Genomic DNA, 13,673 nt, shown 5'->3' on the forward strand with positions numbered 1-13,673 from the left:
GAATCAGTTAGCAAAACGCTTTCTGATGGCTATTCATCATCCTGATGTGCAGCCAGCACCGGTAAATACCAGCGCTGTGCCGCCTCAGTTATCTGTTGTAATTGGGGCACATCCAGTACCCGGCAAAGACGTTGCAGATAGGGATCGCTGCCTTCACCCTCAACCTGATAGTTGCCAGACCAGGCCGTCAGCAGGCGATTGCGCGCCTTGAGCTGAGTCGCCTCATCAGTCAGCAACTGCTGACTTTTTTTGTCGTAGCTGGCGGTGAGCCATGCGCCGCCGCTCCTGTTAAGCAGCATCAGCGGCTGACGCATACCGGCAAGATAGCCAGCGACATACTCATTCAGGGCAGCGATCGCCTCTTGTTGCGATACGGCAAGGAAACACCAGCGGCTTTGCTGCCGGCCAAACATCCGGCTGCTGCCTGTGCCTCCCAGCGCGCAGTAAACCAGGTGCTCCAGCCAGAGCAGCAGTCCGTCGTTCATATTGAGCACGCCAGGTCGCCAGCGCAGTAATCCATCACCCTGCACCTGTGTCAGCCAGCCGGTTAAGCTGACCTGCTCAAGTTGCAGATTCACTTCCCAGCTCTCGCCGTCGCTGCGTTGCGTCACGACTTCTGCCGCCACTTCCTGCATCTCATCACGCTGCGCCTGCCAGAACAGCTCACCGAAGGCGCCATAAGGCAGATTGCCGGCCGCACGATGGTATGTATAGAGCCGCTGCGTATCCTCGCCTTCGACCAGAGCATTCAGCAATTGTGCGTTGATCTGATAACGTTCCAGGTTGTCGAGCGAAAACGGCTCGCTGTCGGGCAGTTCGTCCTCCTCCAGCCAGAAGCTCACGCCAAGCCGCTGATGAAACCAGGCACGCACCGGATGCCGCCAGAAGCGCAGAAGTGCCTCCAGTGTCAGCGCATCCGTTACCGGCGCCTCAAGTGGCTGAACAAAATCGGGCTGGGGCTGCCCCATCCCCTGCGCGGCAGGCAGCCATTCACGCGCGAAACTCTGCAGTCTGGCCGCCGGCTTAAAGTTCTCCGCAGCAAAGGGCATCCGGCTGTGCAGGTGCTGCAAATGCATCCGCACCCGTTCAGCACTCTCATCCAGCTCAAGGTGCCCATCACCGTCCAGATAAAAACTCTGTCCGATGTACTCCAGTAATTCTGTGACCAGCACCGAAGGGTAGCGTTCCGTATTATCCTGAATCGCCCGGCCGATGTAGCTGATATAGAGCTGCCGCTGTGCCGAAATCATCGCTTCCAGGAAGAGGTAGCGGTCATCATCGCGGCGACTGCGATCGCCTTTGCGGGACTGTTGCTGCATCAGATCAAAGCCTAATGGCGCCAGGGTGCGCGGATAGACGCCGTCATTCATGCCCAGCAAACAGACCAGTTGAAAAGGGATGGAGCGCATCGGCATCAGGGTACAGAAGTTAATCTGTCCTGCCAGGAATCGCTGGCTGATGCGTTGCTGATCAAGCCGGCTACGCAGATCATCGCGCAACAGCGCCACCGGAATCGCCTCTTCAAACCGTGCATCCATGCCATATTCAATCAATTGCTGCCACTGCTCTTCCACCAGCTGCAAGGCGGCCTCGGTTTCTGCATCGGGGCTGAAAAAGGCGTTCAGCAGTTCCCGGCACAGGGGCAGCCAGGCCGCCAGTGGCCGCGGTTCAGCCAGCCGCTGTCGCCAGTGATTAAGCCGGGAGAGCAGCTCTGCGAGATGGCCCGCCAGTTCGCCTGCCAGACCACCCGACTCGTCATAAGGCAGAATCCCCTCCCAGTCTCCATTGTGGCTCTCCATCGCATAGCCCAGCAGCATACGCTGCAGGCCAAAACGCCAGGTGTGCTGCCCGGTGACAGGAAGAGACAGGGCTTCAACACTGGCATCATCCAGCCCCCAGCGCACACCCGATTCGCTGACCCAGCGCCGCAGTAAGCGCAGGCCGCTTTCATCAATGGCGAAGTGGGAGGCCAGCGCCGGAACATCCAGTAGCGCCAGTACATCCTCTGAGACAAAACGGCTGTCCGGCAGTGCCAGCAGATGAAGAAACGCGACAATGGCCGGATGCGCCTGACTGGCACGGCGATCTGAAATGGCAAACGGCAGATAGCGATCGGCAGGTGCGTTGGCGAACACAGCCTGAATAAACGGGGCGTAGGCGTCGATATCCGCCACCATGACGATGATGTCACGCGCTTTCAGCGTCGGATCGGCCTCCATCATCGCCAGCAGATGATCCTGCAATACTTCAACTTCACGCTGGGCGCTGTGACAGACCTGCACCGCAATTGAGCGATCCGCCGGATCCAGGCAGCGCTTCTGATCGCTGTGCGCCAGTTCCGCCGCATTCAAGCCGATAACGGCGTTATCCTGCAGATTGAGAAGATCGTGCTGCATGCAGTGCAGCAGGTTGTCTGGCTCGACATCCACAAACGCATCGATATCGTCGTTAGAGTCCATCTGACTGAGCAGAAACAGGTTATCGCGCCCCAGCTTGCCCCATGAGGCGAGCAACGGATTGGTCAGCTGCTGTTCACCCGCGTCGTTAAACAGCGCGGGTGCCTGCTCTGCATCCCGGAAGAGTCCGCGAGATTCATCAGCACCATGACGCCGGCGCTGACGGCTTTGCAGTTTTGCCAGAAACGCATAGTCCTGAATGTCGCCCCAGTAATCGCGGCAGGGATTGGTGAACAGCAGATGGATGTCGATGTGCCGTCCCAGCGCCTGCAACGCCTGCAGGTAAACCGGCGGCAGCGCAGAGATGCCACAGATGAAGACGCGTTTGGGCAGATTTTCCGGCGTGCTTTTCGCCTGCTCAAGCGTCTGGATAAATCGTGAATAGAGGTTGGCACGGTGCCATTCAGGCTGCCCCAGCGCCTGGGTATAACTCACCAGATCGCGCCACAGTGCGGCCTGCCAGCGCTGCGCCTCGCCCAGCCCCTCAATGGTTTCGCCACGCTCCCAGCTATTGAGCCAGTCGGCGCGATAGACCAGATACTGGTCGAACAGATCGGCTACGCGGGCGCTGAGCTGAAACAGCTTTCGCTTATCCCCGTCGTCATGGAGATAGTGGCGTAAAGAGGTGAACTCTTCCTGCTCCAGCATCACCGGCAGCCGGTGCATCAGCTTCCAGCCCATGCTGGCCTTACTGAAGGCACTTTCAACCGGAACATCAGGCAGAACGCGGACGAACATCTCCCAGATAAAACTGGCAGGCAGCGGGAATTCGATATTGGCCGCAATACCAAAGGTTTGCGCCAGCTCCATTTGCAGCCACTGCGCCATCCCCGGGCTCTGCACCAGCACCATTTCTGAGGCGAAAGGATCATCAAGAGGATCATGTTTAATCACCGCAGCCGCCAGAATTTTCAGAACATCAAGCTGATTTGAGTGATAAACGTGAAACATGAAAACTCCTGTGATAACTCAGAACATGACTGCGGTATTGCGGCACTCACTTTACCGCGTATCGCCGTTGAAACCCATCAAAAGGGCGACCCGCGACGTTTAACAACGCAGGCGTGTCAGGCTGGCACTACGCTGATAAGGCCCCGTTACGTCAGCCCGCTCCAGAGTGCAGCCTGAGGGACTGCTCTGCTCTTGCAGCGTGGATTTCCAGCCTGCCACTTCATGCCCTGCCAGACGTTGCTCAGCAACCCGCCATGCCTCACGCTGATACCATTGCTGGCTGAATCCCACTGCCAGTGCGCGATGATAGTGAAACAGGGTGCTGCTGCTTAATGCCATTAACAGCAGAGCAAACAACACTTCCGGCAGGCTGAATCCATCGCGCTTACAAACAGGCTGCCGGAGGCGTGAGCGGGCAATAGTCGATCCAGCCATGCGGCAACGCGGTAATCTGATTGCCCCGTAGCCGGACCCAATGCCAGACCGCCATGCCACTGCCGCTTGCCTCACCTTTAAGCAGACCTTCATCCTTTTCTCCTCGTTGTAAACAGCTGCGCCAGCCCTGGCGATCATCCTGCTGACAGCGGGCCGCCTCACTGGCTGGCCAGCTCAGGGATAAACCCCATTGCAGCGCCGACTGCGCCCGCCAGAAATCCTGCACAAACTGCTGCTCATCGGCCAGCAGTCGCATTCCCTGCTCTGACATCTTTCGGCTGGCGTGCAGCGTAAAACTCCCGATGACCATAATCATTAACACCATGCCCATGGCGCTGCTGCCTCGCTGCTTCACAGGTTCTCTCCCTCAATCCAGCTCTCCACGGTTTCAAGCCAGCGACCAGCCCGACCCTGCAACACTATCCTGACCTGCCTGCCCTGCTGGCTCACGCTGAACTGCTCCACCGTCATAAACGCGGGATCGGAGAGCCGCTCCCAGCCTGCTGACTGACACTGATCAACACCACGCTGCATCTCAAGCTGCTGTTGTCGCAGGCGATAACCGTAATAGTCACTTTCTGCATGGCTCACCCCTTCCCATTGACCGTTGCTGTTTTCATCCCAGCGCAGCAGCAGGCAATTTTCACTGATTTTCAGTACCTCCCTGGCACATTCACCGTGACAATAACCCGCACGCCGCACCGACTTTTCCAGCGTTGCCATCATCTGCTGTAACTCCTGACGCAGCTGTGCCCGTTGCAGCACACCCGCGTTCTCTGCCAGCAGCAATGGCAGAAAACGGCCAACGCTGAGCATGATGACGGCGCTGATTGCCATGGCGATCAGCATCTCCAGCAGGCTGAATCCTGCGATTTTCAACGGCATGTTTCCTCATCGATCATGCAGAGGCGAATACGGGCTCTGGCTGAGATAATCAGACGTATGCGTCCGGCGCGATTTCCCAGTTCAATGCTGCCCGCTCTGGCGACATTGCGGCGGCCATAGAAACCCGGTTCACCCCGGATGCCATAGAACACAACATCCGGGTGCGGCGCGATGAAATGCAGCCGTTTCCCGTGACCGCAACCCGTCACAGGGCGGCTTCCGGCACCGATACACCAGGGCTCGCCAGGCTGTGACCATAGCACCAGGTCGCTATTCTGCCGGTTGGCCTGGGCGCGCAGCCGTAGCAGAAATCCCTGCAGTTGCTGAGCGCTGTCAAGTAGCGCCTGCCGCTGTTGCCAGCGCTGCCAGCCATTGATTGCGGCAAGACTCAGCATGCCAGCAATGACCATCACCAGCAGCAGTTCCGGCAGAGTAAAACCACGTAAGTATGCTGTTTTCATCACTGCAGAGTGCGGGGTATGAAAAGGTGAAACAAGGCGTGTTGTAGCAGACTGGAAAGCGCATTGCAGAGAATATGCCCCATCAGCAGACAGTGGCAAAAAAGAACGAGCGGTGCCGCAGATTTGCCGGTTTGCAGGCAAAAAAAAGCCCCGGCGAGGTTGCCAGGGCGTTATTTTCTATCTATCGCAAATCAGACAGCGACAGGGGCTTTGATCGCAGGATGGGGATCGTAGCCTTCAATCTCGAAATCGTCGAACTGATAATCAAACAGTGATGCCGGTTTGCGTTTGATAACAAGTTTTGGCAGCGGACGTGGCTCACGAGTCAGCTGCAGACGCGCCTGTTCCAGATGGTTGCTGTAGAGGTGCGTATCACCGCCGGTCCAGACGAAATCGCCCACCTGCAGATCGCACTGCTGCGCCACCATATGCACCAGCAGCGCATAGCTGGCAATGTTAAACGGCAGGCCCAGGAAGATATCGCACGAGCGCTGATAAAGCTGGCAGGAGAGCTTGCCGTCCGCCACGTAGAACTGGAAGAACGCGTGGCAGGGAGCCAGCGCCATCTCACTGAGTTCACCGACGTTCCAGGCTGACACGATAATCCGGCGAGAGTCAGGATCGCGCTTTAGCTGCTCCATCACCTGACTTAACTGGTCAATTTCCTGACCGCTGGCTGTTCCCCAGCTACGCCACTGCTTACCATAGACCGGGCCGAGATCGCCGTTCTCATCCGCCCACTCATCCCAGATTGAGACCTTGTTTTCCCTGAGATAAGCGATGTTGGTGTCACCTTTCAGAAACCACAGCAGCTCATGAATAATGGAGCGGATATGGCATTTTTTGGTGGTGACCAGCGGAAAACCATCCTGCAGATTGAAACGCATCTGGTGGCCAAAAATTGAAAGCGTACCGGTGCCGGTACGGTCAGCTTTTGGTGTGCCTTCGTGCAGCACATGTTGCATTAAATCCAGATACTGTTTCATTTTTCCTCGCGAAATTGTGGCTGCGGGCGACGACGATACGCCCAGATCATCATAATAATACCGGCAACAATCATTGGCACAGAGAGGATCTGTCCCATACTGATTCCGCCTTCAAACAGGCCAAGCTGGGCATCCGGCTGGCGGAAGAACTCAACGATAATACGGAAAGCGCCGTAACCAATCAGGAACAGGCCAGAGACGCTACCCATCGGGCGTGGCTTACGGATAAACAGGTTCAGGATGATGAACAGCACCACGCCTTCCAGCGCCAGTTCATAGAGCTGGGAAGGATGACGCGGCAGTACGCCATAGGTGTTGAGCAGCGCCTGATATTGTGGATTGGTGGCGGCCAGCGCGACATCTTCGCTGCGGGAGCCCGGGAACAGCATAGCGTAACGGAAGCCCGGATCGACACGGCCCCAGAGCTCGCCGTTAATGAAGTTACCGAGACGACCAGCACCCAGACCAAACGGGATCAGCGGCGCAATGAAATCAGCAACCTGGAAGAAATGTCGTTTGGTACGGCGGGCAAAGACCAGCATCACCACAATCACCCCGATCAGGCCACCGTGGAACGACATGCCGCCATCCCAGACTTTAAACAGATAGAGTGGATTTTCCAGAAACAGCGGTAAGTTGTAGAAAAGCACATAGCCGATACGTCCGCCCAGGAATACACCCAGGAAACCTGCATAAAGCAGATTCTCAACTTCCTCTTTTTTCCAGCCGCTGCCAGGCTGATTGGCACGACGTACAGCCAGCCACATGGCGAAAACAAAGCCCACCAGATACATCAGACCGTACCAGTGAAGCGAAACCGGTCCGAGCGAGAAGATCACTGGATCGAACTGCGGAAATGCAATATAGCCGTTATTCATCATTCACCGTCTATTTTTCAACCCTGAAAAGGGGCGTTGTCAGGCACATAAATTAAGGCTGCGCATAATAGCACAGCCGGTTTTCTGAATTGTCTTGCAAATGTAAAGGCGGATAACGCGCAAAGCCTGAGCCGGTGTGGTACTAACGACCACCGCGAATCAGCCCGCCTAATCCACGCCGCTCCATAAAGGCCGAGACCAGATGGCGCACTTCCGTGGCGGTGTCGGCCTTCATCCCCTGCTCGCTGAGCTTCTGCGCTTCTTCGTGATCCAGATGGCGCAGCAGGTATTTAACGCGCGGTACGTTTTTACCGTTCATGCTGAGATGGTGATACCCCAGGCCAACCAGCAGTGCGACACACATCGGATCGCCCGCCATTTCACCACACAGGCACAATTCCAGATTGGCCAGGCGGGCTTCCTGTGCAATCGCATTCAGCGCGCGCAGCATCGCCGGATGCAGCGAGTCATAAAGGTTTGCAACACGGGTGTTATTGCGGTCCACCGCCAGCAGATACTGCGTCAGGTCGTTGGTGCCGACCGAGACAAAATCGACGCGTGACGCCAGATGCGGGATCATAAACAGCATCGACGGCACTTCGATCATGATCCCGATACGCGGTCTGGGAATCGGGAAGCCCAGCATCTCTTCCACTTCGCGACCGGCGCGATCGATCAGCTCTTTTGCATCATCGATTTCGTCGATATGACTGATCATCGGCAGCAGAATACTGAGGTTGCCCGAGGCGGCGTTGGCGCGCAGCATTGCGCGTACCTGCACCAGGAAGATTTCCGGCTGATCCAGCGTCAGGCGAATGCCGCGCCAGCCCAGGCAGGGGTTCTCTTCACTGATCGGCATGTAAGGCAGCTGTTTATCGGCACCCACATCCAGCGTTCGCAGCGTCACTGGCTTGTTGCGAAACAGCTGCAACATACCCTGATACTGAGCCACCTGCTCCTCTTCCGACGGGAAGCCATTCTGCAGCATAAACGGGATTTCGGTGCGGTAGAGACCGATGCCATCCACCCAGTCGCCCACCGTCTGCTCATGTTCCGGGCTTAAGCCAGCGTTGAGCATCACCTGCACGCGCTCGCCACTTTTCAGCTCACCCGGCTGATCGACCACGCCTTCCGCCATTTTGCTCAGCGCGTTCTCTTCGCTGATCAGCCGCTGATACTCCTGGACCAGCACTGGCTCAGGATCGATCAGCAGCTCACCGCGATAACCGTCGACGATCAGCAGGCGTTTGTTGAGCTGATGAGGCTGGATGTCAGCGCCCATGACTGTCGGGATCCCCATCGCGCGGGTCAGGATCGCCGCATGGGAGTTGGCTGCACCGTCACGCACCACTACGCCCGCCAGCCGCTCCTGCGGCAGCTCAGCTAAGGTCGTGGCGGTCAGCTCATCGGCCACCAGCACAAAGCGTTCCGGCCAGGCATTGGTGCCGACCAGGGTGTCATCGAGGTGGAACAGCAGGCGCTGGCCCAGCACCCGCAGATCGCCTGCACGTTCACGCAGGTAGTTGTCAGTCAGGCTGGCGAACTGTTCAGCAAACTTCTCGATCACCTGTTTCACCGCCCATTCCGCGACCGATCCGCGCTCGATCTCATCGAACAGATCTTTCTTCAGACGGGCATCGGTTAACAGGTGAGAGTAGAGATCGAAAATGGCCGCGCTCTCTTTTTGTGCGCTGGCGCTGAAACGTTTGCTGAAACGGCGAAATTCATTGGTTGCTTCGCTCATGGCGAGCGACAGACGCTCACGTTCACGATGAACATCCAGCGTTGAGGCGGCTGAGACCTGATCAAGCAGTGGCTGCGTCTCATCGACCCAGCCTGGTGCTACCGCCACGCCAGGCGCTGCCGCAATCGCACGCACCCGGGTCTGTCGGAACTGGCCAAACAGTTGGCCCATTTGAGATTGCGACAGCAAAGCCGCCATCTGCGTAGCCAGCGTGACCAGAAATGACTCTTCGCTTTCATCAAACTGACGGTGTTCGCGCTGCTGCACCACCAGCACGCCAAGGAGCTGGCGGCGGCTGATAACAGGCACACCGAGGAAGGAGCGATAGCGCTCCTCTTTCACTGCGGGGATATATTTGAAGCTGGGATGGCTTTGGGCGTCAGCAAGGTTAATCGGTTCGGCCAGACGGCCCACTAAACCGACGATACCCTCGTCGAAAGCCAGCGTTACGGTGCGGCCACGCGGTTTTTTGAGTCCGCGCGTCGCCATCAGGTAATAGCAGCGACGGTCCTGGTCGGCGAGGTAAACGGAACAGACTTCCGTATCCATCGCCAGACAGATCTCATTGACCAGGATGTCGAGTGCTTCATTGAGACGCGGCGCACTCGCCACTTTTTCTACAATTTCACGCAACTGAGTGAGCATAAAGGGCGTGGCCTATCCTCTCTTACGACGATGGGCAGGATTATTTCGCTGCCCCGCACTCTCCTGCATAGACATCACCACGCCAGCGAATTCCTTCATCACCCGACGATAAACATCGCGCTTGAAGGAGACAACCTGACGCACCGGATACCAGAAGCTGACCCAGCGCCAGCCATCAAATTCAGGCGTGCTGCTGCGCTGCACATTGATATCCGCGTCATTACACATTAACTGCAGAAGAAACCACTTTTGTTTCTGGCCGATACATACCGGCTTTGTGTCCCAACGCACCAAACGTTTTGGCAACTTGTAACGTAACCAGTTGCGGGTAGAGGCAAGTATTCGAACATCTTTCCGATGCAATCCGACTTCTTCGAACAGTTCGCGATACATCGCCTGTTCTGCGGTTTCACCGGGATTGATGCCTCCCTGAGGAAATTGCCAGGAGTGCTGTCCAAAGCGCCTGGCCCATAACACTTGTCCCTGCCGGTTACAGATTACGATACCAACATTCGGGCGGTAGCCATCATCATCGATCACCGGACTACCTCAAAGCAAAATTTGAATGGGCTGATTGTTTCACACTCCTTACAGGCGGTAAACCACTGGATTCATGGGGTATCAGACCATCAAATGCGGGATAACTCACAGAAAACGGCAAAGTTATAAACAAACAGCGTGAAAAAGATCGATCTTATTCACTTTTTCTGTGGATAGCTTTGTGCAGAACGCGGGAGTTAACTGAATAACATTTTCACTGCTCGCAGAATGACTCAAAAGAGACAACAACGCATCCTTATGATAATTAATGAAAATAAATCATTCCGGCTCTCCCTGAGACTTTCATAAACTGCCAATATTCTCGCGACAACTGACAATTGATTAAAAGATAACCACACCCTTTTTTATCCACAGATAATCGCTCAGGGTTAGGTCAGAGCGGCGAAATTATGCTCAGACAAAGAAAAGTCAAGGCTGTAAATGGAACCAGTACCGCACCAATACGGGGGTTATCCCATTTTTCTGTGGATAACCGGGATGGAGATCCTGTTCATTGTTGCGCGTAAGCTGGGATAACAATGCCTGCCTGATGATGGCGCAAGGGTTATCCGTTAAAAAAAGTGCGATCTATCATGTTATTATCGATCCCTGATGCGGTGAATTTTAGTGAAAGGATTTCCTCACCCGCAACTGTACAAATTTTAATCATTGCGAGTTATCAACATGAGTTATCTGCCAGGACCACCTGACGATGAAGCCAGCCTGCTGGCACGTGCGCAGGATTTAGCCGGATTAACACTGGAAACGCTGGCCGCTCGCGCCGGGCTGCCCATGCCTGCGGATCTTAAACGTGATAAAGGCTGGGTCGGCATGCTGCTGGAGTTACATCTTGGTGCCAGCGCGGGCAGCAAAGCGGAACAGGACTTTGCCCATCTGGGTATCGAACTAAAAACCATCCCGATTGATGCGCAGGGAAAACCGCTGGAAACCACCTTTGTCTGCGTCGCCCCGCTGACCGGCAACAGCGGCGTCACCTGGCTCACCAGTCATGTGCGCCATAAACTGGCGCGGGTGTTGTGGATTCCGGTTGAAGGCGGGCGTGAGATTCCGCTGCGGGAACGTCGTGTGGGCGCGCCGCTGTTATGGAGCCCGGATGCAGAAGAAGATGAGATGCTGCGTCAGGACTGGGAAGAGTTGATGGATATGATTGTACTGGGACGCGTTGAGCAGATTACCGCACGGCATGGCGCCTGGTTGCAAATCCGCCCGAAAGCCGCCAACAGTAAGGCGCTGACAGAAGGTATTGGCGATCAGGGCCAGCCAATTATGACCTTACCGCGCGGCTTCTACCTAAAAAAAAGCTTCACCGGGCCACTGCTGGCGCGGCATTTTCTCTTATGAATCGCGCCACTCGCGCTGATCAATCGCAATTTTGTGGGAGTTCGGTGAATTGAATGCGTATAATCGCCGTTTACTTTTCGTTTAGGATTGAATGTCGGTATGTTTGAGTGGATTTCTGATCCCAACGCCTGGCTGGCGCTGGGCACCCTGACCATCCTTGAGGTGGTGCTGGGTATTGATAACATCATTTTCCTGTCGCTGGTGGTCGCTAAACTGCCAAAACACCAGCAAGCCAGCGCACGTCGCATTGGTCTGATGGGCGCGATGCTGATGCGTCTTGGCCTGCTGGCCTCTATTGCGTGGGTTGCCCGTCTGACTAATCCGCTGTTTACGCTGATGGATCATGCGTTTTCAGCGCGCGATCTGATTCTGCTGTTTGGTGGACTGTTCCTGCTGTGGAAATCGAGCATGGAGATCCATGAAACGATCGAAGGCAGTGAAGGCGAACATAACACCCGCGTTCATTCGTTCCTCGGCGCGATTGTACAGATTATGATGCTCGACATTATTTTCAGTCTCGACTCTGTTATCACCGCTATCGGCCTCTCCGATCATCTGTTCATTATGATGGCAGCCGTCGTCATTGCGGTGCTGATGATGATGTTCGCCGCGCGCGCCATTGGTGAGTTTGTTGAACGCCATCCGTCGGTGAAAATGCTGGCCCTCTCCTTCCTGATTCTGGTCGGTTTTACCCTGATTCTGGAGAGTTTTGCGGTCCATGTACCAAAAGGTTACATTTATTTCGCGATGTTCTTCTCGATGGCGGTTGAGTGTCTTAACCTGATGCGCAGTAAGAAAAAGCACGCCTGATAAAGTCAAGGGCGAGCCTGCTCGCCCGGTTACTTTCAGATTTCTGCGATTAACCCTGCCGGCAAAAACATTTATTACTACACTGTTTGCACGTGACCATTTGTGAGGATAAGGCGTGATGAAAGGGTTGGCAGGAGTAGCACTGGTGATGGTAACCGCAGCATTCTTAAGTGGATGCAGTTCTGATTATGTCATGGCGACTAAAGATGGTCGTATGATTATGACCGAAGGTAAGCCAAGCATTGATAAAGAGACCGGTCTGGTTGAGTACACAGATCAGACGGGTCACATGGTGCAGATTAACAGCGATGAGGTTTCAACAATCATTGAACGTTAAGTGCCCTGTTTAATCGCCTGCCATCAATTCCCCGCTGGCAGGCGATTTCCCCGACTTTTCCCCCTTCCTTCCCCGCCATTGCTCGCGCTATAGTCCCTGAGAACACAACATTCCATTCCATAAAGAAAAGGAAGCTGGCAATGCACTATCATCGTATTCCTCACAGCACGCTGGAAGTGAGTCAGCTGGGATTGGGTACCATGACGTTTGGCGAACAGAACAGCGAAGCCGACGCCCATGCTCAACTGGATTTAGCACTCCGTTCCGGCATCAACTTTATTGATACTGCCGAGATGTATCCGGTGCCACCGCGCCCGGAAACCCAGGGTCTGACCGAACAATATATTGGCAGCTGGCTCAAACAGCGCGGCAGCCGCGACAAAATCATTCTGGCCAGTAAAGTCGCCGGACCGTCGCGCGGCAATGATGCGTCCATTCGCCCGGATATGGCGCTGGACCGTAAAAATATCCGTGCCGCGCTCGATGCCAGTCTGAAGCGCCTGAATACCGACTACCTTGATCTTTACCAGCTGCACTGGCCTCAGCGTCAGACCAACTTTTTTGGCAAGCTTGGCTATCAATACAGCGAAACTACCGCACAGGTCACACTGCTGGAGACGCTGGAAGCGCTGGCCGAACAGGTGCGCGCCGGTAAGATTCGTTATATTGGTGTGTCGAATGAAACGGCATGGGGTGTGATGCGTTATCTGCAACTGGCAGAGAAGCATGAGCTGCCGCGCATTGTCAGCATTCAGAACCCCTACAGCCTGCTGAACCGCAGCTTTGAAGTGGGTCTGGCCGAAATCAGCCAGCATGAAGGCGTGGAGCTGCTGGCCTATTCCAGCCTGGCGTTTGGTACGCTAAGTGGCAAATACCTGAATGGCGCGCAGCCTGCGGGCGCACGTAACACGTTGTTCAGCCGCTTTACCCGCTACAGCGGCGAGCAGTCACAGCAGGCCGTTGCAGAATATGTGGCGTTAGCGCAACAGCATCAGATTGACCCATCGCAGATGGCTTTAGCCTATGTGCGTCAGCAGCCGTTTGTGGCCAGCACACTGCTGGGTGCCACCACGCTTGAACAGCTGCAGATTAATATCGACAGTTTCAATCTGACCTTAAATGCCGAGATTCTGGAAGGCATTGAGGCGATTCATCGTCGCTATACCTATCCGGCGCCATAAGT

At 55.5% G+C, this 13,673-nt stretch carries 13 protein-coding genes; 4 read left to right on the top strand and 9 right to left on the bottom strand.

Annotated elements, in window-relative coordinates:
- Positions 1–29: 29 nt before the first annotated feature.
- The 9 genes from recC to rppH all read right to left on the bottom strand — a co-directional run bounded on the left by recC (position 30) and on the right by rppH (position 9,981).
- On the bottom strand, positions 30–3,407 hold the full coding sequence (gene recC, locus H7K52_RS12335) for an exodeoxyribonuclease V subunit gamma (protein ID WP_182630095.1): 3,378 nt from the start codon (positions 3,405–3,407) through the stop codon (positions 30–32).
- Between the two features lie 99 nt (positions 3,408–3,506).
- A complete protein-coding gene (locus tag H7K52_RS12340) occupies positions 3,507–3,842 on the bottom strand; it encodes a prepilin-type N-terminal cleavage/methylation domain-containing protein (protein WP_105099873.1) in 336 nt (111 codons plus the stop codon).
- A complete protein-coding gene (locus tag H7K52_RS12345; RefSeq protein ID WP_182630096.1) occupies positions 3,793–4,197 on the bottom strand; it encodes a DUF2509 family protein in 405 nt (134 codons plus the stop codon). Before H7K52_RS12345 ends, H7K52_RS12340 begins: the two co-directional genes overlap by 50 nt.
- Positions 4,194–4,727, bottom strand: coding sequence for a prepilin peptidase-dependent protein (locus tag H7K52_RS12350; RefSeq protein ID WP_008925653.1), 534 nt, complete (start codon positions 4,725–4,727; stop codon positions 4,194–4,196). The genes H7K52_RS12345 and H7K52_RS12350 overlap by 4 nt, the downstream gene beginning before the upstream one ends.
- On the bottom strand, positions 4,718–5,188 hold the full coding sequence (locus tag H7K52_RS12355) for a prepilin-type N-terminal cleavage/methylation domain-containing protein (RefSeq protein WP_182630097.1): 471 nt from the start codon (positions 5,186–5,188) through the stop codon (positions 4,718–4,720). Before H7K52_RS12355 ends, H7K52_RS12350 begins: the two co-directional genes overlap by 10 nt.
- A gap of 191 nt (positions 5,189–5,379) precedes the next feature.
- Positions 5,380–6,174, bottom strand: coding sequence for a thymidylate synthase (gene thyA, locus H7K52_RS12360; protein WP_008925655.1), 795 nt, complete (start codon positions 6,172–6,174; stop codon positions 5,380–5,382).
- On the bottom strand, positions 6,171–7,052 hold the full coding sequence (lgt, locus tag H7K52_RS12365) for a prolipoprotein diacylglyceryl transferase (protein ID WP_003853950.1): 882 nt from the start codon (positions 7,050–7,052) through the stop codon (positions 6,171–6,173). Before lgt ends, thyA begins: the two co-directional genes overlap by 4 nt.
- 142 nt (positions 7,053–7,194) lie before the next feature.
- Complete coding sequence (ptsP, locus tag H7K52_RS12370) at positions 7,195–9,441, bottom strand: phosphoenolpyruvate--protein phosphotransferase (RefSeq protein ID WP_003853951.1); 2,247 nt, start codon at positions 9,439–9,441, stop codon at positions 7,195–7,197.
- 12 nt (positions 9,442–9,453) lie between these two features.
- A complete protein-coding gene (gene rppH / locus H7K52_RS12375; protein ID WP_003853952.1) occupies positions 9,454–9,981 on the bottom strand; it encodes an RNA pyrophosphohydrolase in 528 nt (175 codons plus the stop codon).
- Positions 9,982–10,665: 684 nt separating this feature from the next.
- Here rppH and mutH point away from each other — a divergent pair.
- The 4 genes from mutH to H7K52_RS12395 all read left to right on the top strand — a co-directional run bounded on the left by mutH (position 10,666) and on the right by H7K52_RS12395 (position 13,671).
- Positions 10,666–11,343: a DNA mismatch repair endonuclease MutH gene (gene mutH / locus H7K52_RS12380; RefSeq protein ID WP_078804927.1), complete on the top strand. Its 678-nt coding sequence runs from the start codon at positions 10,666–10,668 to the stop codon at positions 11,341–11,343.
- 99 nt (positions 11,344–11,442) lie between these two features.
- Complete coding sequence (locus tag H7K52_RS12385; protein WP_003853954.1) at positions 11,443–12,153, top strand: TerC family protein; 711 nt, start codon at positions 11,443–11,445, stop codon at positions 12,151–12,153.
- 118 nt (positions 12,154–12,271) lie between these two features.
- Positions 12,272–12,490 carry a YgdI/YgdR family lipoprotein gene (locus tag H7K52_RS12390; protein WP_003853956.1) on the top strand — a complete coding sequence of 73 codons (219 nt, stop codon included), beginning with the start codon at positions 12,272–12,274 and terminating at the stop codon, positions 12,488–12,490.
- A 140-nt stretch (positions 12,491–12,630) separates the two neighbouring features.
- Complete coding sequence (locus H7K52_RS12395) at positions 12,631–13,671, top strand: NADP(H)-dependent aldo-keto reductase (RefSeq protein ID WP_003853957.1); 1,041 nt, start codon at positions 12,631–12,633, stop codon at positions 13,669–13,671.
- Positions 13,672–13,673: the final 2 nt, after the last annotated feature.

The organism is Pantoea hericii (genome assembly GCF_014155795.1).
Taxonomy (GTDB): domain Bacteria; phylum Pseudomonadota; class Gammaproteobacteria; order Enterobacterales; family Enterobacteriaceae; genus Pantoea; species Pantoea eucalypti.

Bases quoted from the DNA above. Each gene is read 5' to 3' on its own strand.
- recC (WP_182630095.1), bottom strand. From the start codon at position 3,407: ATGTTTCACGTTTATCACTCAAATCAGCTTGATGTTCTGAAAATTCTG.
- H7K52_RS12340 (WP_105099873.1), bottom strand. From the start codon at position 3,842: ATGGCTGGATCGACTATTGCCCGCTCACGCCTCCGGCAGCCTGTTTGT.
- H7K52_RS12350 (WP_008925653.1), bottom strand. From the start codon at position 4,727: ATGCCGTTGAAAATCGCAGGATTCAGCCTGCTGGAGATGCTGATCGCC.
- H7K52_RS12355 (WP_182630097.1), bottom strand. From the start codon at position 5,188: ATGAAAACAGCATACTTACGTGGTTTTACTCTGCCGGAACTGCTGCTG.
- thyA (WP_008925655.1), bottom strand. From the start codon at position 6,174: ATGAAACAGTATCTGGATTTAATGCAACATGTGCTGCACGAAGGCACA.
- lgt (WP_003853950.1), bottom strand. From the start codon at position 7,052: ATGAATAACGGCTATATTGCATTTCCGCAGTTCGATCCAGTGATCTTC.
- ptsP (WP_003853951.1), bottom strand. From the start codon at position 9,441: ATGCTCACTCAGTTGCGTGAAATTGTAGAAAAAGTGGCGAGTGCGCCG.
- mutH (WP_078804927.1), top strand. From the start codon at position 10,666: ATGAGTTATCTGCCAGGACCACCTGACGATGAAGCCAGCCTGCTGGCA.
- H7K52_RS12385 (WP_003853954.1), top strand. From the start codon at position 11,443: ATGTTTGAGTGGATTTCTGATCCCAACGCCTGGCTGGCGCTGGGCACC.
- H7K52_RS12390 (WP_003853956.1), top strand. From the start codon at position 12,272: ATGAAAGGGTTGGCAGGAGTAGCACTGGTGATGGTAACCGCAGCATTC.
- H7K52_RS12395 (WP_003853957.1), top strand. From the start codon at position 12,631: ATGCACTATCATCGTATTCCTCACAGCACGCTGGAAGTGAGTCAGCTG.